This is a genomic window from Streptomyces sp. MB09-01, from assembly GCF_033794505.1.
GTDB lineage: Bacteria > Actinomycetota > Actinomycetes > Streptomycetales > Streptomycetaceae > Streptomyces.
The window spans coordinates 1-21,625 of sequence record NZ_JARAYQ010000145.1; the positions used below are offsets into that span (position 1 = coordinate 1).

Annotated in this window: 12 protein-coding genes and 4 pseudogenes; 10 read left to right on the top strand and 6 right to left on the bottom strand. The window is 74.6% G+C overall.

The window, feature by feature from the left end; translation table 11 throughout:
- Window positions 1–18 precede the first annotated feature (18 nt).
- The 7 genes from PV721_RS26735 to PV721_RS26765 all read left to right on the top strand — a co-directional run bounded on the left by PV721_RS26735 (window position 19) and on the right by PV721_RS26765 (window position 14,111).
- Window positions 19–2,790, top strand: a complete 2,772-nt coding sequence (locus PV721_RS26735) for a lantibiotic dehydratase (RefSeq protein WP_319728403.1) — start codon at window positions 19–21, stop codon at window positions 2,788–2,790.
- A gap of 89 nt (window positions 2,791–2,879) precedes the next feature.
- Window positions 2,880–4,055 (top strand): lantibiotic dehydratase C-terminal domain-containing protein, encoded by a 1,176-nt coding sequence (locus PV721_RS26740; protein WP_319728404.1) that lies wholly within the window; start codon window positions 2,880–2,882, stop codon window positions 4,053–4,055.
- On the top strand, window positions 4,052–5,971 hold the full coding sequence (locus PV721_RS26745) for a hypothetical protein (protein ID WP_319728406.1): 1,920 nt from the start codon (window positions 4,052–4,054) through the stop codon (window positions 5,969–5,971). Before PV721_RS26740 ends, PV721_RS26745 begins: the two co-directional genes overlap by 4 nt.
- Window positions 5,968–7,926: a TOMM precursor leader peptide-binding protein gene (locus PV721_RS26750; RefSeq protein ID WP_319728408.1), complete on the top strand. Its 1,959-nt coding sequence runs from the start codon at window positions 5,968–5,970 to the stop codon at window positions 7,924–7,926. Before PV721_RS26745 ends, PV721_RS26750 begins: the two co-directional genes overlap by 4 nt.
- A gap of 30 nt (window positions 7,927–7,956) precedes the next feature.
- Entirely contained in the window at window positions 7,957–9,738 is a 1,782-nt protein-coding gene (locus tag PV721_RS26755) for a thiopeptide-type bacteriocin biosynthesis protein (protein ID WP_319728411.1), read from the top strand.
- A 175-nt stretch (window positions 9,739–9,913) separates the two neighbouring features.
- A complete protein-coding gene (locus PV721_RS26760) occupies window positions 9,914–11,098 on the top strand; it encodes an exonuclease SbcCD subunit D (protein WP_319728413.1) in 1,185 nt (394 codons plus the stop codon).
- 1 nt (window position 11,099) lies between these two features.
- Complete coding sequence (locus PV721_RS26765; RefSeq protein ID WP_319728414.1) at window positions 11,100–14,111, top strand: SMC family ATPase; 3,012 nt, start codon at window positions 11,100–11,102, stop codon at window positions 14,109–14,111.
- A gap of 96 nt (window positions 14,112–14,207) precedes the next feature.
- Here PV721_RS26765 and PV721_RS26770 read toward each other — a convergent pair.
- Window positions 14,208–15,650: pseudogene (locus PV721_RS26770) on the bottom strand (polysaccharide lyase family 8 super-sandwich domain-containing protein); the annotation flags it as partial.
- A 49-nt stretch (window positions 15,651–15,699) separates the two neighbouring features.
- A pseudogene (locus PV721_RS44045) lies at window positions 15,700–16,008 on the bottom strand (lyase); the annotation flags it as partial.
- A 199-nt stretch (window positions 16,009–16,207) separates the two neighbouring features.
- On the opposite strand from PV721_RS44045, the gene PV721_RS26775 reads away from it, so the two are divergent.
- Entirely contained in the window at window positions 16,208–16,705 is a 498-nt protein-coding gene (locus PV721_RS26775; RefSeq protein ID WP_319728416.1) for a GNAT family N-acetyltransferase, read from the top strand.
- Window positions 16,706–16,741: 36 nt separating this feature from the next.
- On the opposite strand, the pseudogene PV721_RS44050 reads toward PV721_RS26775, so the two are convergent.
- Window positions 16,742–17,143: pseudogene (locus PV721_RS44050) on the bottom strand (IS630 family transposase); the annotation flags it as partial.
- A gap of 1,113 nt (window positions 17,144–18,256) precedes the next feature.
- On the opposite strand from PV721_RS44050, the gene PV721_RS26790 reads away from it, so the two are divergent.
- Window positions 18,257–18,457 carry a chaplin gene (locus PV721_RS26790; protein WP_319728425.1) on the top strand — a complete coding sequence of 67 codons (201 nt, stop codon included), beginning with the start codon at window positions 18,257–18,259 and terminating at the stop codon, window positions 18,455–18,457.
- 68 nt (window positions 18,458–18,525) lie between these two features.
- On the opposite strand, the gene PV721_RS26795 is transcribed toward PV721_RS26790, so the two are convergent.
- A complete protein-coding gene (locus tag PV721_RS26795; RefSeq protein WP_319728417.1) occupies window positions 18,526–19,269 on the bottom strand; it encodes a carbonic anhydrase in 744 nt (247 codons plus the stop codon).
- A gap of 74 nt (window positions 19,270–19,343) precedes the next feature.
- Window positions 19,344–19,583: a hypothetical protein gene (locus PV721_RS26800; RefSeq protein ID WP_319728420.1), complete on the bottom strand. Its 240-nt coding sequence runs from the start codon at window positions 19,581–19,583 to the stop codon at window positions 19,344–19,346.
- A 370-nt stretch (window positions 19,584–19,953) separates the two neighbouring features.
- Here PV721_RS26800 and PV721_RS26805 point away from each other — a divergent pair, with 370 nt between their 5' ends.
- Entirely contained in the window at window positions 19,954–20,601 is a 648-nt protein-coding gene (locus PV721_RS26805; RefSeq protein ID WP_319728421.1) for a hypothetical protein, read from the top strand.
- 133 nt (window positions 20,602–20,734) lie between these two features.
- On the opposite strand, the pseudogene PV721_RS26810 reads toward PV721_RS26805, so the two are convergent.
- Window positions 20,735–21,625: pseudogene (locus tag PV721_RS26810) on the bottom strand (chitinase); the annotation flags it as partial.

Sequence of the window (21,625 nt, forward strand, 5' to 3'; positions counted from 1 at the left end):
CCCACAGGACGGGAACCCATGCCGCAGCCGCACCCCACCCCCGGCGCCGACGGCTACCGGGTACGGTCCGCGCCCTACGCGCTGGCCCGCGCCACCGTGCTCGCCCACCCGGCCCAGCAGCCGGCCCCGGCCGCCTTCCGGGACCTGCTGGCAGGCCTCCACAGGCTCGACGCCGAACTGGCCCTGACCGCCGCACCGCTCTGCGACGACCTGTACGCCGCCCGCGACGGCCACCCCGCCGACTTCCACCGCGACGTCGTCCTGCCCCTGCGGCGGGCCCTGCACAACGGCCGCGAACCCCGTCCCGCCGTGCTCGCCCGCCTCGGCGACCTGCCGGCCCGCCTTCCCCGGCTCGCCGCCTGGCTCACCCTGCGCGCCGACCGCGACGCCCTCCTCGTCGCCCTCGACGCCGCCACGGGCCCCGCCCTCGACGCCGAGCGCGCCGTGCTCGCCGCCCTCTGCCGCGAACCCGCCCTCGCCAAGGCCACCGCCCTGACCAGCGCCGACCTGCTGCGCGCAGTGAACCGTGCCGCCACCGGCGCGGCCGACCGCCGGGCCCGCAAGGAGGAGCCCACGGTGTTGCGCTACGCCCTGCGGGCCAGCACCAAGACGAGCCCCCTGTCGTGGTTCACGGCGGTGGGATGGGGCCCGCTGGCCGGCGCCCCCGCCGACGGCCCGGCCCGCCCGGTCACCTCCTGGGGCGCTAAACCCCTGCTCGACGGCCCCCTGCGGTCCGTCGTACGGGCCAACCGCACCCTGACGACCGCGCTCACCCTCGCGCTCCTCGACGCGCCGCACCGCCGCACCGCGCTGCCCCACCGCATCACCAGCACCGCACGGACCGCAGGCGGACGGGCCGCGTACTTCCGCGACCGGCCCTCCTTCGCCGGCGGCCGCTACCTCGTGCCCGCCGAGGACGAGGCGGAGGTCGCCTCCGGCGGACCGCTGCGCCTGCTCACCGGCCTCGCCGAGAACCCCGTACCGCTCGCGGAGCTGACACGGCACCTGGCCGCCGCGCTCTGCCCGACCGGCGGTGATGGCGGCGATGGTGGCCGTGCCGCGGCGGCCGCCTTCCTCGACCAGCTCGCCCACGCCGGCCTGCTGGTCCCGCAGGACCCGGTCCCCCCGCAGGACCCCGACCCCCTGCAACGCCTCGCCGCCTGGGTGCGGTCCTTCGCACCAGGCCACCCCGAGGACGCGGGACGCGCAGACCGGATCGCCGAACTCGGCGCGCTGACCGCCCGGTTCGCCGCCGCCCCGGCCGCCGAGCGCCCCGACCGGCTCACCGTCCTCACCCAGCGCTGGACCGCCGAGCTGGCCGCCGCCGGCCGGCCCGTCCCCACCGCCTCCGCCCCGCTGACCGTCCTGTCCGAGGACGTGGTCGCCCCGCGCCCGCTGGCGCTCGACGGCTTCCTCGGCGCCGCCGACCACGAGGCGCTCGGCGAGGTCACCGCCCTCGCCGAACTCTTCGACCTCGGCCATCTCGTCCGCCGCGCCGTCCGGGACCGCTTCGTCGAGCGCTACGGCGCCGGCGGACGCTGTGCGAACCCCTGGGAGTTCGGCGCCGACGTCACCGCCGCCTGGGAGTCCGCCGGACGGACCGCCCTCCTCGACCCCGCCGACCGGGACGCCTTCCCCAGCGCGACCGAACCTCTCGCCCGGTTGCGTGCGGAGGTCGCCGACGCCCTGCGGGACCAGAACGGTCCCGCAGGCCGCGACATTCCGGATCCCTCCGACGACGCCGATCCCTCCGACGACGCCGAGCCCTCCGACGCCTCCGACGCATCCGGTGCCTTCCACGACGCGGTGCTCCCCGCGGACGTCCTCAAGACCCTCGGGGAGCGGCTCCCCACCCCGATCGTCGAACGCCCCCTCAGCTACGCCTACTTCCTCCAGCGAGACCCCGCCACCGGGCTGCTGGCCGTCAACCACGTCTACGGCGGATGGGGCCGGTTCGCCAGCCGTTTCCTGGACTCCTTGGACCCCCGCGCCACCGCCGAGGTGTCCCGGCAGATCCGCCGCGGCCTCGGTCCCGGCGCGCGCCCCGCCCAGATCCGGCCCGTCGGCGGGTTCAACGCTAACCTCCACCCCCTCCTCGTCCCGGACGAGATCGGCCCCGACCGGCACCGCACCCCGATCGCCGAGGCCGACCTGGAACTCGTCCACGACGAAGCCACCGACCAGATCCGGATGTGCCTGCGGACCACCGGCGAGCCGCTCGACGTGCTGTACCCCGGCTTCCTCGCCCCCGTGCTGCTGCCGACGCGCATCGCGCCCCACCTCGCCGACCACCCCGGCGGGGTCGTCGACTTCCGGCCCCTCGCGCCCCGCCGGGCCCTGGCCGCACCCGGCGGCAGGGTCACCGTCAGCTCCCGGCTCCGCCACCGGCACGTGGTGCTCCAGCGCCGCCGCTGGCTGCTGCCGTCCGGCGTGGTGGCCCGGCTGCGCGCCGACCTCGCCGCCGACACCGGCCCCGGACGGGTCCCCGCGGCCGCCGCGGCCCACTGGCGGGCCCTGCTCGGCCTGCCCGAGCAGGTCTTCCTGCACCCGGTGGCCGGCGCCCCCACCGGCCGCGCCACCGAGGACTTCCTGAGCCGGCTGGCCCGCCCCAAGCCGCACCTCGCGGACCTCGGCAACGCCCTGCACCTGCGCTGCCTGGCGAAATGGCTGTCCCGGCACACCGACGGCGTCGTCCTCGAAGAGGCGCTGCCCGCACCCGGCGGCCTGGGCCCGCCCGTCCGGGCCGTCGAACTCGTCCTGGAGGTCTACCGGGACGGACGCCCGCGATGACCCGCCCGCTGGGTCGGCCGAGCCCGTCGAGGCCCCCGATCCCGCCGATCCCCCCGAGACCGCAGCACCAGGAGAGGAGCCTGCCGGACATGCCGTACCCCGACCCCGATGCCCCCGCAGAAGGCGACCCGCGCGACAGCAGCGCGCTGGACGTCGTCGCGTATTACCACCACCCGGTCAAGGCCCTGCTGCTGCGCGAGGTGATGCTGCCGCTCGCCACTGCCGCCGCGGCGGACGGGGCCGCCGCCCACGTGGAGCGGCACTGGCTGCACGGTCCGCACCTGCGGCTGCGCCTGCAGGGCGTCGACCCCGCCCAAGTGGCGGACACGGCCGCCGCCGCGGCCGGGCGCGTCCGCGCCTGGCTGCGCGCGCACCCCTCGCACAGCGACCTCACCGAGGCCCAGCTCCTGGAACGGGCCGCCGAGGCCGGGCGGGCCGAACTCGTCGCCCCGCCCTACGGGCCCGTCCTCCCCGACAACACGGTCCGGATCGAGCCCGTCGACCGGTCCTCCGTACGCGTTCTCCTCGGAGCGGACGGGACCGCCCTGCGGGAGGACCTGCTGCGGTCCGGCCTGGACGCACTGCGGGCCGGCGCCGGCTTCCTCGGCCGGCAGGGCTACACCGACCGGGCCCGGCTCCGCCTTGCGGTGACCGCCCTCGCGGCCCATGCCTGCGCCCACCCCGGCGGCCTGACGGGCGGGCACTGGTCGTACGTCTCCCACCTGGAGGACTTCCTGCTCCACGAGGACCCGGACGGAAGGCTGCGCGCCACCTTCGAGCGGCACGGGGAGCGCGCCGGGGACACCGTGACCGCCCTCGTCGGACGGATCGCCGACGGCCGCGCGGACGACTGGGAACGAGCCTGGGCCGGCTTCTCGCAGGGTGCATGGCGGCTCGCACAGGAGCGTTACGACGCCGGCGCCGACCTGCACGGAGATCCGCTCGCCTACCGGGTCCGGGCGGCCGCCACCGGTGACGCCGCCGCGCACGAGCGCTGGAACCAGGACATCCGCACCCGTTACAGCGAGTTCCACCGACTGCTGCGTCGCGCCGACCCGGAGGGCGCGATGTGGAGCCGCCCCGACTACCTCGTCCACCGGGCCTGCACGAACGCCCTGTACCGGCTGCTGACCGTCTGCGACGTCCGCCCGCTGGAGCGCTACCTCGCCGCGCACCTGGTCGTCCGCGCCGTGCCCGCCCTGACCGGCTGCGACTGGCGCACCGAGATCGGCGCCGTCATCGACGCGGTGGAGGCACGGACATGACCCGCGGGAGCAACGGCCGCAACAACGGCGGGAGCACCGGCAGCGGTCCCGTGAGCGGCGGCGACCGGCTGCGGCCCGGCACCGCCGCCACCCCGCTGCGCGCCGGCCTGCACGTGCGGGGGCGGCACGGCAGCGTCACGCTGGAGGGCAGCACCGCCGTTCCGGTGGTCTGGGGCCTGCTGGAGGAACCCCTGCGCTCCGGCCGCCTCGCAGAGTTCCGGGAGGGCCTGGAGCCGGGCTCGGCCGTGCGCGGCGCCGTCGACACCCTCGTCGGCCAACTCGCCGACCACGACCTCCTCCTACTGGGACCGCCCGCCGCCGGACACCCGGAGCCCACCGGTGTCGTGGGCCCCTCCTGCGCAGTGCACCCCACCGGCGCCGTGGACCTCGCCGTCGCACGGTGGATCGACGCCACGGCCGGGCACCCCGCCGACGCGGCCGCCGCCCTCGCTACCGCACGGGCCGAGGTCCTGGCCCGCGATCCAGCGTCCCCGCTCGCCGCCGCCGCCGTACGGGCGCTGGAGGCCGGTGGTCTGCCCGTCACCCGTACCCCCGACCCGGGGCTGCCCGGGGACCGGGTCCTGCTGACCGTACGCAGTGCCGGCCAGGACCGGGCGGTCGCGGCCGGGCGGGGCGGCGCCACCGGATACGCGACCGCCCCCGGCAGCGCCGCCCAGGCGCGCGCGGACGCGGAGGCCCTGGAGGCCCGGCTCGCCGACGGCGCCGGGGGCGGTGCCGCGCAGCAAACCCATGAGGTCCAAGGCGCGTTCGCCGCGCTGCTGGCCGGCGCCGCCGCGCACCGGCTGCTGTGCGCGGCCGCCGGACTGCCCGATCCGGCCGTCGAGGGGGACGATCCGCGGCTGCTCCCCGGAATCCCCGCCGTCCTCCTCGCCGACGCCCGCCCCGCCCGCGCGGACCACCACAGCTGGCTCGGCCCCGAGCGGATCGACGCGGACCGCCGCGTCCGCCTCGCGCCCCCGGCCGGGCTCGATGAGGCGCTGCGGCGGATCGCCGCCCTCGGGGAGCGCCGCTGCGGACCCCTGCCCGGACCGCTGCCGGGGGAACTGCCCCAACTCCCGGTGCCGCTCGCCACCTGCACGCTGCCCGGCACCGCCCCCGGGGATGGCGGGACGCTCCGCACGCTGACCGGCGGCGGGCCCCGCCTCGACCTGGCCCGACTGGAACTGTTCTGCCGGGCCGCCGAACTGATGCTCGGGGAGGACGAGTTCATCGTCGGGGCCGACCCGGGGCACGGCCGCGGCCGCGCCCTGCGCCACGCTGTCACACGTCGCCTCGCCGCCGCCGTCCCGGACGGCCGCACCGCGGTGGACCCGGCCCGGTGGTCCGGCCACCCGCAGTTCCGCCACTGGTGGACGACCCTGACCGACCGACTCGGCATCGCCGCGCGAGTTGAGGTGCACCGGGCGGCCCCCCGTACGGAGGCATACCGGGCCGTGGTCCGCCGCACCGTGGCGGAGCCGGGGCGCGAGCCGGGCCCGGTGCTCGGCGAGGCCGTCGAGGCGACCCCCGGCGACGCCGCGTCCTTCGCCGCGCTGGCCGCCGCCACCGCCGTCTGCACCGCCGCGGACGGGGCGCCCGCCGGCCGGCCCCGGCCCTCCGGCGGCGCGGTCGCCCCGCTGGCGGCGGCCGGTGTGCGCACCGCGGCCTGGGAGGACCTCGGCTGGACAGGGGGCTGGCTCGCCGACCTGGCCGGGCGCGAGGAAGCCTTCCAGAACACCCTCCACCAGTTGTCCGGAGCCGGCCCCGTGGCCACGCCGGGCACGCCGGTCACGCCGGAGTCGGCACTGAACTCCGCACTGGACTCCGCAACGGACTTCGCAGCGGACCGCGAACCCGCCGGCCTGCTGCGCTCCTTCGGCTTCACCGTGCTCCGCACCGCCGAGGAGGCCCGATGACCAGCCCTCCCGTCGTCCCCGCACCCACGGCCGCTGCCGTACCGGGTCCCGTCCCCGTGCTGGACGCCGCCGCCGCGCTGGCGGCCACCAGCGGCCGGGCCGCGGTCCTGCTGACCCGGTGGACGCTCGGCCTCGCCGAGGAACTGAGCCGCCACGCCCTGCGCCGGCCCGTGGCCCTGGTCCCGGTGCGCTTCGACGGGGCGCTGGCGGTGGTGGGGCCGGTGCTCCGGCCGGGCGGCGCGGCCTGCCTGGTCTGCACCGAGTACCAGCGACTGGCGACCGCGGGCGGCCGGGTCCCGTGGCAGAGCCCGAAGCTGACCCTGGCCGGAGTGCCCTCACCGGCCCTGGCCCCGGCCGTCGAGGCCCTCGTACAGGAGCTCCTCGACCACCCGGACCCGGCCCCGGACCTGGACCCGGCCCCGGACCCGGACCCGGACCTGGATTCGGACTCGGCGGTCGTCCACGTCGTCCACCAGGGCCGCGGCACCTGGTCCACCCACCGCGTCCGCCCCGTCGGCGGCTGCGACGTGTGCCGCCCGCTGCCGTCCGACGCGGAGGCCCCGCTCCGCCCCTTGCCGTCGCAACCGCGCCCGATGCCCGACGCGGCCGTCCTGCGCGGCCCCAACCCCCGTACGACCGGCGCCGCCCTGCGGGCCGCCCTGTACGACGAGCGGTTCGGGCCCGTGCGGCTGCTGCGCCGCTCCGAGGACTCGGCGTTCAGCCTCACCAGCGCGGTCGTCACCGACGGCCGGTCCGTCGACGACGGCGGCCACGGCCGGGCCCGCACCTTCGCCGACAGCGAGCGCATTGCCCTCTTCGAGGCCGTCGAACGGTACGCGGGCATGCGTCCGACCGGCCGCCGCACCGACCTGCTGGCCTCCTTCGCCGAGCTGGGCCCCGATCAGGCAGTGGACCCCGAACGGCTCGGCCTGCCCGACCCCGCCCACCACGGCCACTCCGGCTCGCCCACCGTCCCCTACACCCCGGACCTGCCGCTCCACTGGGTGCGCGGCTGGTCCCTCACCCACCGCAGGCCGACCGCGGTCCCCGAGCACGTCGCGTACTGGGACGTGCCCGGCCCGGACCGGCCGCGCGTCGTGTACGAGTCCTCCAACGGCTGCGGGCTCGGCAACAGCCCCGAAGAGGCCGCCCTGTACGGGCTGTTCGAGGTCGCGGAGCGCGACGCCTTCCTCATGGCCTGGTACGCCGCCACCCCGCTGCGCCGCATCCACCTGCCGGCCGACGACACCGACACCCTGCTGCTCGCGGACCGGGCGGCGGCGGCGGGTTACCGGCTCCTCCTCCTGGACGCGACCAACGACTTCGGCATCCCGGCCGTCCTGGCGGTCTGCCGCTACGAGGGCGGCCACCCGGAGGCGCCCCGGATGTTCCTCGCGGCCGGCGCCCACCACGATCCGCGCGCCGCCGTCCGCTCCGCCGTCGCCGAGGTCGTCACCAACGTACTGGAGGCGCCGCACCGCTCCTTCGCCGAGGGAGGACCGCGCGATCCCGAGCGGCTGCGGCCCATGCTGGAGCGCCCGGAACTCGTGCTCACCCTGGACGACCACGTAGGGCTGAGCACTCTGCCCGAGGCCGCCCCCCGCCTGGAGTTCCTCTTCGCCGACACCCCGGCCGTGCCGGTAGCCGAGGCCTGGCCCGGTGCCCCCGCGCCGGTGCCCGACCTCTCCGACCTCCTGACGCGGACCGTCGACCGGCTGGCCCGGTCCGGACTGGAGGTGATCACCGTCGACCAGACCGAGCCGGGGCTGCGCGAGCGGTTCGGCCTGCACTGCGTGAAGGCCGTCGTCCCCGGCGCGCTGCCGATGACCTTCGGGCACGTCAACCGGCGCACCCTCGGCCTGCCCCGGCTGCTGGAGGTGCCGCACCGCCTGGGCCGGACCGGCCGGCCCGGGCGTCACGAGGAACTGCCCCTGCACCCGCACCCCTTCCCCTGACCCCACATGCGACGATGAGGACCGGACGACGTGAAGACGACCGAGACCGCCACCGATACCGAGACCGGCACCGACACCGACATCGACACCGACATGGACAACGGCCCGGGCACCGCCGCCGGCACCTGGCAGAGCCACCACCTCTTCCTGCACTCCACCACCGAGGACACCGACCGCTTCCTGGTCCGTGACGCAGCCCCGCTCCTCGACGGCCTCGTGGCCGCCGGCGAAGCCGCCGACTGGTTCTTCATCCGCTACGGGGAGGACGGCCCCCACGTACGGATCCGTGTCCGAACCACCGGGCCCGCGGCGCCCGCGGACCTCCCCGAGCCGCGTCCGAAGCTCAGCGAACTACCGGACCTGCTGGCGCGGGAGGCGCGGCGGACACCCGCCGTGCCCGGCCCCTGGCCCTCCCGGCACGGCGAGATCCGCGCCGTGCCCTACGTACCCGAAACGCGCCGCTACGGCGGCCCGCAGGCGCTGCCCGTCGCCGAGGCGGTCTTCGGTGCCTCCACGCGCACCGCCCTCGACGTACTGCGGGCCCTGCCCGCCGGGAGCACCGCCGCGTCCCGGCTCACCGCAGCCGCGGACCTGGCGCACACCACGGCGTACGCGCTCGGGACGGACCGACTCGCCGCCGCACGCTGGCTGCGCGCGCACGCGGCGGGCTGGCGCTGGGTCACCGAGGTGCCGCTGCTGCCCGGCGCCGCCGTCCACACCCGGGTCAACACCGTCCACGCGGCGCAGCGCACGGCCCTCAGCGGGCGCGCCGCGGACCTGCGCGACCGCCTCCGGGCGGGCACGGCGGCGCCCTGGCTGGCGCGCTGGGCCGAACGGGTCCGTGAGGCCGACGCGCTGCTCGACGGCCTGGGGGAGCGGACCCGGGCCGGGATCTGGGGCTCGCAGCTCCACATGCTGTTCAACCGGCTGGGCGTGAGCCCCGACGAGGAACGAGCCGTGTGCCGGCTGGCCGCGCGCACCCTGCTGGAGACGGACGGACCGGCCGGGTTCTTCCCGCCGGGCCACACCGCTCCCGACCTGCAGTACCTGGAGCGCAGCAAGTTCCAGATCGGCCGCGGCGAGGACTCGGCACTGCGCCCGTCGGCCACGGTCGAGGACACCGAGCCGGCCGCGGCCGCCGAACTCCCGCTCCCCGCCGACCCGTTGCCCGAGGTGTCCCTGGGCACCGTCCTCGCCGCCCGCTCCTCGCTCCGCGGCGCCCTCACCGGCCCGCTCGACGCGGGCACGCTCGGCACCCTGCTGTGGCACTCCCTCGCCGAGGGCGGCCGCAGCCAGCAGCGCCTCGCCGACGGCACGACCCGTACCCTGGCCCACCGCCCCTACCCCAGCGCGGGCGCCCTCCACACGGCACGCGTCCGCCTCCTCGTCCTCGACGTGGCGGGGCTCCCGGCCGGCACCTACGACTGCGTCCCCGAGCGCCGGACCCTGCGCCGCATCGGCCCGGTGGCGCCCCTGGAGGACATCACCGCCCTGTCGACCTACCTCTCGCGCCCGTCGGCCGACCCGGACTGGATCGGCGTCGCGGAGGCACCGGTCCTCCTCGCCCTCTACGCCGACCTCGGCCTGCTGCGCCGCCGCTACGGACTGCGCGCGCTGCGCCTGGCCCTGCTGGAGACCGGCCACCTGGCCCAGACCCTGCTGCTCACGGCGACGGCCCTGGGCCTGGGCGGGACCACGCTGGGCGGCTTCCACGACGACCTCGCCCACGAACTGCTCGGACTCCAGGACCCGGACCAGCCCCTCCAGTACCTCCTGCCCCTCGGCCGCCGCCCGCACCAAGGCCCCAGCTGACCACGCCCAGGGGCGGCACGACACGGGTGGGCGACGGTGAAAGATGCCGGGGCGGTCCGGGCGGGGCGCTCCGTCATGTGGCGGCATCACCGCAACTGCTGCCCCCCGCCTGCGCGGTGTCCATCTATCGGGAAAGCCGTCCATCCCCCCACGGTCGCGGTTACGGTCTGTGCCCATGAGGTTCCTGCACACTTCGGACTGGCACCTGGGCCGCCGGTTCCACGGAGAAGACCTGATCGACGCCCAGCGCAAAGTCCTCGACCACATCTGCGACACCGCCCGCACCGAGCAGGTGGACGCCCTTCTGGTCGCGGGCGACGTCTACGACCGGGCCATTCCCAGCCTGGACGCGGTGCGCCTGTTCAGCCACGCCCTGCACCAGCTGGCGGACCTGGACATACCCACCATCATGATCAGCGGGAACCACGACTCCGCCCACCGCCTGGGCGTAGGCGCCGGCCTGCTGGCCCGGGCCCGGGTCCATCTGCGGACCGACCCGGCCGACATCGGCACCCCCGTCCTGCTCGAGGACGCCGACGGCCCTGTCGCCGTCTACGCGGTTCCCTACCTCGAGCCCACCCTCGTACGCACCCACCTGGATGCCGGGGCAGCCTCCCACGAGGCCGTCCTCACCGCCGCCCTGGACCGCATCCGCGCCGACCTCGCCACCCGCCCCGAAGGCACCCGCTCCGTCGTGCTCGCCCACGCCTTCATCACCGCCGCCGACGCCCCCGCCAGTGAAACCGACAGCGAACGGAACATCAGCGTCGGCGGCGTCGCCCACGCCGGGGCCTCCGTCTTCGCCGGCATCGACTACGCCGCCCTCGGGCACCTCCACCGCCCCCAGCGGGTCACCGACACGGCCCACTACAGCGGCTCTCCGCTGGCCTATTCCTTCTCCGAATCCGGGCACAGCAAGTCGCTGACACTGGTCGACCTGCCCGCAGGAGCCGCGCCCACCGTCACCCGCACGGCACTGCCCCCGGACCTGCGGCTTCCCCTGGCACGCCTGACGGGCCGATTGCAGGACCTGCTGACCGACCCGGCCCACGAGGCCCTGACCGAGTCCTGGCTGCACGTCACGCTCACCGACACCGCCCGCCCCTACGAACCGATGGCGCGCCTCAAACAGCGCTTCCCCCACACCCTGCAGCTCGAACACATCCCCGCCGCCATCCCGGCGCAGGCCACCACCACCCCCACGTACAGCGAGCGACTGCGCGGCCGCGGTGACCTCGACATCACCCACGACTTCGTCACCACCGTGCGGGGCTCCGAGCCCACCGACGAAGAACGCGCCCTCCTGCAGGAAGCGATCGACAACTCCCGCATCAGCGCCCAGCAGAAGGAAGCCGTCTGACATGCGCCTGCACACCCTGCACCTGCAGGCGTTCGGCCCCTTCGCCGGCACCCACACCGTCGATTTCGACGCCCTGACCCGTGACGGACTGTTCCTCCTCCACGGCGACACCGGCGCCGGGAAGACCACCGTCTTCGCAGCGATCTGCGTCGCCCTCTACGGAGAGCCCCCCACCGACCGCAAGCTGAAGCTGCGCAGTGACCACGCGCCCGCAACCCTGCTGACCGAGGTGACACTCGAAGTCACCCTCGGCGGAAAGCGCCTGCGGATCCGACGCGTTCCCGCCCAGCAGAAGCCGAAGCTCCGAGGGGAGGGGACCACCCAGCAGGCGGCCGAGACCCACCTCAGCCAGTGGACCACCGGCCCCCTCGGACAAGGCCGCTGGGAAGCGCTGAGCAGGTCCCACAGGGAAGCCGCGGACGAGATCAAGGAATTGCTGGGCATGAGCCGGCAGCAGTTCTGCCAGGTCGTCCTCCTGCCGCAGAACGAGTTCACCAAGTTCCTGCGCGCAGGTGCCTCCGACCGCAAGGACCTCCTCGGCAAGCTCTTCCACACCCATCGATTCGGCTCTGTCGAGACCTGGCTGGCAGCGCGAAGGAACACCCTCGCCACACAGCGCGATGAGGCCCGCACGGCCGTCATACGCCTGACCGAACGCATCCAGCAGCAAGCCGGAGACGACCTCGAACCCGAACAGGGCGCCCCGCTCGCCTCCGACCCCGCCACCCTCACCGGTCCCGCCGTCGCCTGGGCCACCGACCTGCACACCAAGGCAGCCGCCCACGAGCGCGACGCGGCAGCCGCCGCCGTTCTCGCGGAAACGGAACTGGCCGCCTTCCGGGACCGCGAACGCGCCGTACGCGAACTCGCCTCCCACCAGGAAGCACACCGCCAAGCACGCCACCAGCTCGAGACGCTGGACGAGCGGACGGATCGGCAGGCCGACCTCGGCCGGCAACGACAAGACGCCTTGCAAGGGCAGAAGGTCGCCCCGCTCCTGAGGGCCGCGAAGGCGGCCGCAGAGCAGAGCGTCCGTGCGCAGGAGGAAGAACGCCGCGCCCGTACCCTGCTGGACCCCGAGCACGCGACGCTCGACGCTGCCGGGCTCACCCAGGCCGGACAGCACCTGCGCGCCGACATCGGCGCACTGCGCGCGCTCCTCCCCGATGAGGCGGCGCTCCAGCAGCACAAGACGGACCTGCAGAAAGTGGACGACGAACGCCAGGAGTTCGCCCAGGATCTGCGCGACGCCGACGCCTGGCTCCACGACGCGCCCCAGCGCCGTACGGAACTCCGCGCCCGCCTCGAAGCAGCCCGCGCCGCCGAGGAATCCGGCCGTGAACACGCCACCGCGCTGACACGGCTCGACGCCCGCATGGACGCGGCGAAACGCCGTGATGCCCACGTCGAGCAGATCGGCAAGGCCGAGCAGGCACTCTCTGCGGCTCAGACCGCGACGAGCAGGGCCGCCCAGGAACACATCGACATCCGGCGCAGGCGCACCGACGGCATGGCTGCCGAACTCGCCCTCCAGCTCACCGACGGCGAACCCTGCGCGGTCTGCGGTTCCCCGATCCATCCGAACCCGGCGGCCCCGCACCCCGATCAGCCCACGGCCGCCGACGAAAGCGCCGCCGAAACCCGCCACACGCAAGCCCAGGACACCCAGCGGACCCTCCAAGACGCGCTGCAGCAGCTCCTCGAGCAGGCGGCCGCCGCCCGGGGCGAGGCGGGCGGAGACACCGCCCTGGCCGACCTCACCAGCGAACACACCGCACTTCGAACCCGTCTGGCAGCAGCCCTCGCCGCCGCCGCCGACGCCGGCCCGGCAACCGAGGAACTCCTCTCCCTGGAGCAGCAGCACACCCGGACCGACGCTGCTCGCACCACCGCAGCCACCAGGCTCGCCGCCGCCGACGCCGGCTACGACGCTCTGGCCGCCCAAGTCCAGGAACTCGACCAGAAGCTCGCCACCGCCCGCGCCGATGCCCCCACCCTCCCGCTGCGCATCACGCACCTCACACAGGCAGCCGATCGCCTCACCACCGCAGCCGAACACGCCGGCGCCACCTTCCGCACGGCCGCGGAACACGGCCAGGTGACCGGACAAGCGGAGCAAGCAGCCCGCTCGGTCGGCTTCGACTCCCTCGACGCCGCCGCACGAGCGCTGCGCTCCGACGACGAGATCCGCACCCTGGAAGCAGAGATCAACCGGTGGCGCGAACAACGCGCGGTCGCCACGGCACGCCTTCAAGAGCCCGAGCTCGCCGCGGCCGCAGGCATGCCTCCCGCCAACCTCGAGGAAGCCACCGCGCAGCTCGACGCCGCCACCACCCGCCACGCGCGCGCCGCTGCCGAAGCCGCACACACCACCGAACGCACCCGTGCCCTCGCCGGCCTCCTCGCCCGGCTCGCGACCCACATCGAGACCCTCGAACCGCTCGAACACGCCTACCGCACCGTCGACCACCTCCACGGCCTGGTCAACGGCACCTCGCCCAGCAACCAGCTCCGCATGCAGCTCGAGGCCTACGTCCTGGCCGCCCGCCTCGAAGAGGTCGTAGCCGCCGCCAACACCCGCCTCACCCGCATGTCGGAACACCGCTACACCCTCGTCCACTCCGACGACCGGGCCTCGTACGGCGCACGCTCCGGCCTCGGCCTGAAGATCACCGACGCCTGGACGGGGAAGGACCGCGACACCGACACCCTCTCCGGCGGCGAGTCCTTCTTCGCCTCCCTCTCCCTCGCCCTCGGTCTGGCCGACGTCGTCACCGCCGAATCGGGCGGCCGGGCCCTCGACACCCTCTTCATCGACGAAGGCTTCGGCACCCTCGACGAGGACACCCTGCACAAGGTCCTCGACGTCCTGGACTCCCTGCGCGCGCACGACCGCACGGTCGGCGTCATCAGCCACGTCCCCGAACTCCGGCGACGCATCACCCACCGACTCCACGTCCGCAAAACCACCACCGGCTCGACGCTCGTCCAGCTCACCGAAGCAGCACAATGACGCCGTCGGCCGGGTGTGAGCATGACACCGCGAGCGCGCCTGGCCGCCCACCACAGCCACCGGCTGCCCGCCTGGGACCTGATTCCGTTCCACGGATCAGCCCAGTGCGACCTCGATCCGCTGGGTCGCCCCGGCCAGCCGGTGAGGTGCCCGAAGACGAGGGTGAGGGCCGAGCCGGTCGTGGCTGAGGTGAGCGTGGCCGGCCCGGACGGGACGGACGCCACCGGCCGGCGCCACGTGACCGTGAGAGCGGTCCGCATCCGCATCGGATCGGAGACGCACAGCGTGGCCCGGCCGTCGCCGTGCTCCCGTACGAGGACACACGCGGGGCCGTCGGCCGTGAGGGCTCCGACGGTCCCCGCGAACCAGAAGTTCACCGCGGTGACGCCCAGCGGGGCGACCCTGACGCCCTGTTGTGCGTTGTCGTTGGCGAGGACGCCGAGCCAGCCGGTGTCCGCGGCCCGGGCAGCGGTGGCCGCCGCGGTGGCACCCGGCATCAGGACGTAGGAGCAGGCGGCATCGACCGGGTCCACACCGTGGGCGACCCACAGGGTCAGATAGCGGCGGGTGACCGGGTCGGCGGTGCCCCCGGTGTTGATGTCGTGCCAGGAGCCGGTGCGGGCCTCGCGCAGCGCCCACACCGTGGCACCGCCGGGGAACACGTACCCGCCGTGGCCGGCGATCTGCGCCCAGCGGGTGCCGGGGAGGGCGGCCGACCAGCCCAGGGCGGTGGACTGCGCGGCGCCGTTCACGGTGAGGGCCTGGGCGCCGGTGGCGCCGAGGTTGCGGTTCTCGACCAGGGTGTCGACGGCGGCGCCGTCGGTGGCCCGCGCCGATCCCGCCAGGCAGACGATCGCATCGGCCGGGCAGAACCATGACTTCTTGGCGTACAGCGTGCTCGACAGCCCGCGGACGAACTGGCTGATGGCCGCGTACTCGCCGTCCGCGGCGCCGCCGACCCAGTTCACGTCCGGTCTCGGCAGGCCCCAGGCACCCCCCTCGGCGTCGGCGAGCGGCTTCTTCGAGACGGTGGTCCCGGCAGCCGGTACGGGTCGACGGTGGGCCAGAAGGCGTCGGTGTACTGGCCGTTGCCGTACGTGTCCCCCACCACTGGAGCATGCCCGCCCCGGCGTGCCAGCCGCGGAGGTTCTCCCCGTTGCCCGTCTCGTAGAAGCCCATCCGCTTGGAGGCCATGCGCCCGGGCCAGTGCAGCGACGCCCAGGTCGGTGTCCGAGAGCACGGGGCTGTAGTGGTCCCGCTGCGCCCAGCCCTTGACCAGGCCGCGCCAGCGCCGCTGCTCCGCGCTGCTCGCGGCGGTTCCCAGCAGCGCGACGGAAGCCAGGATGCCGTGCCCCCGGCCATGGTCGCCGCCCTGGAAGCCGTGGGGGCCGGTCCTCGCAGTGCCCCGGCTGGTGGCACGTCCGGACACGGCGTCCTCATCAGGCCGTTGTGGAGGAACGGGGCGAAGGACTTCTCCACCGAGTCGAGTACGAGCTGCCGGGCGGGGTCGGTCACGGCCCAGGCCGAACCGCTGAGCACCGGGCTGCGCGTACGCCTGGGCCATGGTCCCCAGCCGGGCGTAGGTGGCGGTGATCGAGGCGGAGAGGGTCAGGGGCAGGTCGGGCCAGAGCGATCCGGCGGTGGCCGCCATGGCCGCGCGCTGTTCGGCGCCCTGACTGCCCAGCAGGGCCAGCTTCGCGGCGAACGGCGCGGCGGCCGGGTCGAAACCGCTGCCCAGCAGCATCTCGCGCCACTTGTCGCGGAGTCGGTCGAACTCGTCCCCCGCGCCGGACGCGGCGCCCGCCGTCGGGAAGATGGAGGCCGAGGGGATTCCGGTCACGAGTGCGGTGTTGCCGGAGAGGCGGAGGAAGGAACGGCGCGACCACGGAACGGACATGGAGCCTCCAGAGCTGGGGGGATGCCCTGTCGGCCGCTTCTAGTGCCGTGACCGGATAGGTTCACCGAGGTCTCCTGGTCTGCGGGTGCGCGAGTCACCGTTGCTCCCCGGTTTCGGTTGGTCGCAGGGCTGAACGACCTCGTTTGCATCGTGGTAATCAACTTGCTGCCCGCCCCGGCGGGCGGGCAGGGTCTGGATCATGCTTGAACTACGCACTTTGGAATCAGACGACTGGCCCCTTTGGCGGGAGTTGCGACTGGCCGCGCTTGCTGAGGCGCCCTACGCGTTCGGATCGACACTGGCCCAGTGGCAGGGCTCCGGTGACCGAGAGGAACGCTGGCGTGCCCGTCTGTCGATTCCTGGCGCGTACGATCTCGTCGCGCTCCTCGACAGCCTTCCGGTGGGCATGGCCAGCGGAGTGCCGGGCGAGGAAGCAGAGAACGTGGAGTTGATCTCGATGTGGGTCAACCCCACGGCTCGGGGCGAGGGCGTGGGTGACTGCCTGATCCGGGCGGTCGAGCGGTGGGCGGTGGAGCGCGGTGCCACGACGCTGCGGTTGTCCGTCATGCCGGACAACCGCAAGGCAACCGCGCTTTATGAGCGGCACGGTTTCACGGACACGGGTGAGCCCGGCGATCTTCTGCCCGATGGCGTTGGCAGGGAGCGGGTCATGGCGAAGAGCCTGGTCGCTGTCTGATCTCCACATCCGGACACGGCGGGATCACTTACTTGGTCAGCCTGCGGCGGCGAGGGGGCGTCCGGCCCAGCGAATGCCCTTCTCACTGCGGATGTGGGCGCGTTCGCGGCGCTGTGCGGCCAGGACGTCGGGGTGGCGGGGGTTCTGGTTACGCCAGCGCAGATAGCGGAGCAACTGGCGGGTCTGGACGGTGTGGTTGGGGTGGAAGTTGGCGAGGGTGAACTGTCGCAGCGGCCCGAAGTGTGCCTCGATCGGGTTGGCCCAGGAGGCCCCCGCGCTCCTGCTGCGGGCCATCGCCGCCGCCCGCGCGCCCCGCGCCGGGCGGACGCCGAGGTGTGGGGGCGCTGTGGCGGGTCGCGGAGCTCGCCGAACCCACCGGCCCCGGCGCCCGGCCGCACGCCTCGGCGGCGGCCGCCCTCGCCTCCGTCGATTCCCACCTGGCCCGGCCGCTGCGGGTGCCCGACGTCGCGCGGGCCGCCGGGATCTCCCACCACCACCTCATCCGGCTGTTGGGAGGGAGACCGACGGCACGGTCGTGGCGTACATCCGGCGCCGTCGGGGAGCGGCCCCGGCATCTGCTGCGCGAGTCCACCCCGGCGATCCCCGCGATCCCGGCGGCCGTCGGCATTGCGGACCTGCAGGTCTTCAACAAGGCGTGCAGGCGCGAACCCGCCGCGTCCCCCCGTGCGATCGGCACCGGCCCGGCCCCGCCCCGCGAACGGGTGCAGGTGCCGATGCGGACGCTGCTGCGCATGCGGAGGAGACGTCGGCCTACCTCCGGCCCGCGCCGCGGTAGAGCTCCAGCTCCGCTTCCAGTTCCACGGCCGGTACGGTCGTCAGAGGACCGGCGTCCGCCGCTGCGGGCGCGTCGATCCACCGCACGCCCGGTACGTCGTGCAGACCGCCGGTGGGCCGGCTCCGTGCCCGTGCCGACCACCCGCACCCGCTTCACCGCCGTGCGCAGTCCGCGCACCGGCACGGTCGCCCGGGGCGGGCCGGAGCAGACGAGATAGACGCGGCGGCGGTCCACGGACAGGGTGCTCGGCCGACGGTCGGGCGCCGCTCCCGCCGCCCGTCCGGCGGCAGCAGCGGCACCCAGCCCCACCCGCGGCCCGCGCTCGCGCAGTGCCGCGACGGACCCGTACAACAGCTCCCGCCCCGCGGGCGCGTTCCGCACCACGTCGAGGTCGCCGTAGGCGGTGTCCCACAGGACGACGCCGTCGTGGTGGCGGGGCGGCACCTTCCACCGCACCCTGTCGCCTAGGCGTTCGGCAGCGAATTGACCGATGTCGGGCGCGCGTTGCACCGGCCGTCTCGAACAGGCCTCCGTCGAACTGTCCCACGGCCACCGGGCTCCGATGCCTCCAAACGGGGGCCGCGGGGGTACCCGTTCGAGGGAACCGGCGGCCTGAACCACGGCGGGCGGCCGTCAGCTGCCGAATGAAAGGGGGCGGTCCCCCTCGGGGCCGCGCGGTGCTCCGGCATCGCTGTGCGGTTACAAGGAGATGTCACGTGTCGCGTGTTCTGAAGAGTGCCGGTCTTGCCCTGGTGATGAGCCTGGCGGTCATCGGCGGTGCGTCCTCGGCGTCGGCGGACGCAAAGGCGGAGGGCGCCGCGATCGGCTCGCCCGGTGTCCTCTCGGGCAACCTGATCCAGATCCCGGTCCACATTCCGATCAACCTGTGCGGGAACAGCATCAACGTGATCGGCGCGCTCAACCCGGCCGCCGGCAACGTCTGCGTCAACGCCTGACGGTCGTGAAGCCCGGCTCATCCCGGTCGCGGACAGCGCCGGGATGAGCCGCACGTGCCCCGCCGCCGTCAGGACAGGGTGCGGACCTGCTGGTCGCGCAGTTCGTAGCGGGCGGCGACCACGGCCAGTTCACCCGCCGTCACCTTCCCCGCCAGGTCGGGCTCGGCCGCCAGCCGGCGGCGCACCCCCCGTACGTGGGCGTTGATCGTCGCGTCGACGCGGGCGTCACCCCGCTGGCCGTGGTCGATGGACGGCCGTATCTGATCGGCCAGGTACTGGATGTGGGCGGGCAGCGGCTCGCCCGTCTCCTCCGCGTGGACCGCCGCGGCCACGGCTCCGCACGACTGGTGGGCCAGGACGAGCACCAGCGGTACGAGCAGCTCCAGAACCCCGTACGCGATGCTCCCCAGCACCGCCTCGTCGAGGACCTCGCCCGCCGACCGCACGGTCAGCAGGTCGCCCAGCCCCTGATCGAACACCACCTCGGGCGGCACCCGCGAATCGACGCAGCCCAGCACGATCGCGAACGGCTGCTGGCCCTCGAGGAGCCGGCGGCGCAGATACGCGGACTCGTGCGGGTGCTCCTGGCGCCGACTGCGCCAGCGCTGGTTGCCGGCCGCCAGTCGGCGCAGCGCCTGTGCGGGGGTCGTGACGCGCTCGGCGCTCTCCTGGTCCCGTGATGCGGCGGAAGCCGGAAAGGCCGAACCGAGGGCCAGGCCCGTGCCGGCGGCGGCCGTGCCCGTCACGGCGGTGCGCAGCAGGGCGCGGCGACTGCGCGGAACGGCGACGGGGGTTCCTGTGTTCGAAAGCATGGCCGGACGGTAACCCGGCTTGTTGAGTTGGCAGTTGGGGTCGTGAACGCATTGGCGGGATCCGCTCGGTGTCCCTACGGGGCGTACCCGGGGGATGCGGGCGGTGCCGGCACGGGCTCGTGGCCGGCCCGGCGGGCGGCGATCCGGCGGTCGGCGGCTCGCGCGCCCGAGGCCATCTGACGCGCCTCCGTCAGCTCCTTCACGATGCCCCAGCCCAAGCCGCCGCCGTTCTCCGCGTCCCCGGTCCGCAGAACGGGCCGGGCGCTGCTGCTGTCGTAGACCTCGACGGCGAGGGCCTGCGGCCGGCAGGCCATCCGCCGTCGGTGCGGCGGACCGCGTTGCCCAGCAGCTCGCTGACCACGAGCAGGACGTCGTTCACATCGGCCCACGGGCACCTGGCCTGCAGGAAGCCCACGGCGGCGCGTCGCGCCAGGCGGTGTCCGCTCGGGAAGAGTCGAGGACCAGCATGCGAAGCGGCTCCTGCTCGGGAGGGAATGGCTGGAGGTGGGCCGAACGGCCTCGAGCCAGCGTCCCAGCCCCCGGACCCGCCCGGCCATCGGCATTTCGGCCGAGGAACGAGGGCTGATGGGCCGATGGGCCGATGGGCGGCCGGGCCGTGCCCGCGCTCGGGGCCGCGGCACCCGCGTGCGAGGCTTTCTCCCGGCACAGGGAGGAGACCACACCATGCACACGCCGAGCCGACCCGAAGACCTCGACCACCCCGAGCTGTTGTGGGCGAGAGCGGTGACCATGGCCATGGTCGACGCCGCATGCTCGACCAGCACCGAATTCTCTCTGGACGACGAAGGCCTCTGGTGCCACTCCACCGGCGCGGGCGGCTGGTGGCGGCTGACCGTGCTCGACGGGGAACGCGCCGTGTTCTGCGGGCAGGACCCCGACGGCAGCCACACCCATGCCGCCGGCGAGCAGATCGACTTCCTTGAGGGCGGCCCCGCGTGGCTGCCCTGGGAGCTCCTGCGGGACGACGCCGCCGGGAACCTCTTCGGCTTCGTCTACTGGTGGGAGGGCGGCGCCTGGCACCGGATCCGGTACCCGGACGAGCTGAGGGAGGACGGGCTGGACGGGGCCGCCCCCTGGGTCGGCTCGCACGAGGAGTTCCTCGAACTCACCGTGGCCTCGTACGACGCCCCGTACGACCGGGCGCGCGGTCTGGGCGAAGCCGTCGCCCGGTTCGCGGCCCTGGCGCACGAGCGCAAGGCCGACGCGGGTGCCGTGACGGCCCTGCTGGCTCCGGGTCACACCGAAGGCCGCCCCGCGCCACGGCCGGAGGCGGCGCTCGACCTCGCCACCCGTGCCGGCATCCTCGCGTAGCACGCGACGGGCCCGCCGCACGTCAGGTGCGGCGGGCCCGTGGGCCGTTCGGCGCTGCCGCTTGAGCGCGGCTGCTCGAGCTGCTCGAGCCCGAGCCCGGGCGAGCCGAGCGAGCCCGAGCCCTTGAGTGCGACTACTTGAGCGCGGCGAACGCCTTGGTGAAGGCCAGCGGCTGCTGCAGGATCGAACTGCACGTGGCATCGGCGTAGTGGACGGCGCCCGCCGCGCACTGCTTGTCGCGCGTCGAGGACCACATGGCCAGCCGGCCGATCCCCTTCGACGCCGCGAACTGCACCAGCTGCGTCGCGTCCTCGACGGTGAAGACCTCGCTCGTGACGTCGTTCACGCCGATCATCGGCGTGACGGCCACGGCCTTCCACGCCGCGGCATCGGAGAGCCCGAGCACCCCCTTGATCTGGGCCTGGGTGGCCGTCGCGGCCTGGATCGCGTACTGCCCCATGTCCCCGCTGTACGCCGGCCCGTAGTCCATCGCCATGATGTTGACGGCGTCGACCCGCACGCCGTTCTTCTTGGCGTCGGCCAGCAGCGCCACACCGGGCTGGGTCAGCCCCTCGGGCATCACGGGCAGGGTGAAGGCGACGTCCAGGCCGGGGTGGGACTTCTGCAGCCGGGCGATGGCCTGCGCACGGCGCGCGTTGGCCGCGGTGTCCGGCAGGGCCGCGCCCTCGATGTCGAAGTCGACCTTGGTGAGCTTGTACTGGTCGACGACCTTCCCGTACGCGGCTGCCAGCTCATCCACGGTGGCGCAGTTCAGGGCCAGTTCGTGCCCGGCGGCCCCGCCGAACGACACCCGCACGTCGCCGCCCTTGGCGCGCAGCGCCCCGATCTGGGCGGCGACCTTGTCGCTCGCGAGGTCCGTGACACCGCCCCACAGGGGTGCGCAGCCCCCGCCGGAGGTGATGAAGGCGAGGTGGAACTCCTTCACGCCGGTCTTGGCCGCGGTGTCGACCAGGTCGTAGGCGGGGTAGAGGGAGGTGTCCACGTACGGGGCGAAGCGCGCACC

Excerpts from the sequence above, each read along its gene's own strand:
- PV721_RS26740 (WP_319728404.1), top strand. The coding sequence starts at position 2,880 with ATGCCGTACCCCGACCCCGATGCCCCCGCAGAAGGCGACCCGCGCGAC.
- PV721_RS26775 (WP_319728416.1), top strand. The coding sequence starts at position 16,208 with ATGCTTGAACTACGCACTTTGGAATCAGACGACTGGCCCCTTTGGCGG.
- PV721_RS26735 (WP_319728403.1), top strand. The coding sequence starts at position 19 with ATGCCGCAGCCGCACCCCACCCCCGGCGCCGACGGCTACCGGGTACGG.
- PV721_RS26790 (WP_319728425.1), top strand. The coding sequence starts at position 18,257 with ATGAGCCTGGCGGTCATCGGCGGTGCGTCCTCGGCGTCGGCGGACGCA.
- PV721_RS26800 (WP_319728420.1), bottom strand. The coding sequence starts at position 19,583 with ATGGCCTGCCGGCCGCAGGCCCTCGCCGTCGAGGTCTACGACAGCAGC.
- PV721_RS26750 (WP_319728408.1), top strand. The coding sequence starts at position 5,968 with ATGACCAGCCCTCCCGTCGTCCCCGCACCCACGGCCGCTGCCGTACCG.
- PV721_RS26760 (WP_319728413.1), top strand. The coding sequence starts at position 9,914 with ATGAGGTTCCTGCACACTTCGGACTGGCACCTGGGCCGCCGGTTCCAC.
- PV721_RS26795 (WP_319728417.1), bottom strand. The coding sequence starts at position 19,269 with ATGCTTTCGAACACAGGAACCCCCGTCGCCGTTCCGCGCAGTCGCCGC.
- PV721_RS26745 (WP_319728406.1), top strand. The coding sequence starts at position 4,052 with ATGACCCGCGGGAGCAACGGCCGCAACAACGGCGGGAGCACCGGCAGC.
- PV721_RS26805 (WP_319728421.1), top strand. The coding sequence starts at position 19,954 with ATGCACACGCCGAGCCGACCCGAAGACCTCGACCACCCCGAGCTGTTG.
- PV721_RS26765 (WP_319728414.1), top strand. The coding sequence starts at position 11,100 with ATGCGCCTGCACACCCTGCACCTGCAGGCGTTCGGCCCCTTCGCCGGC.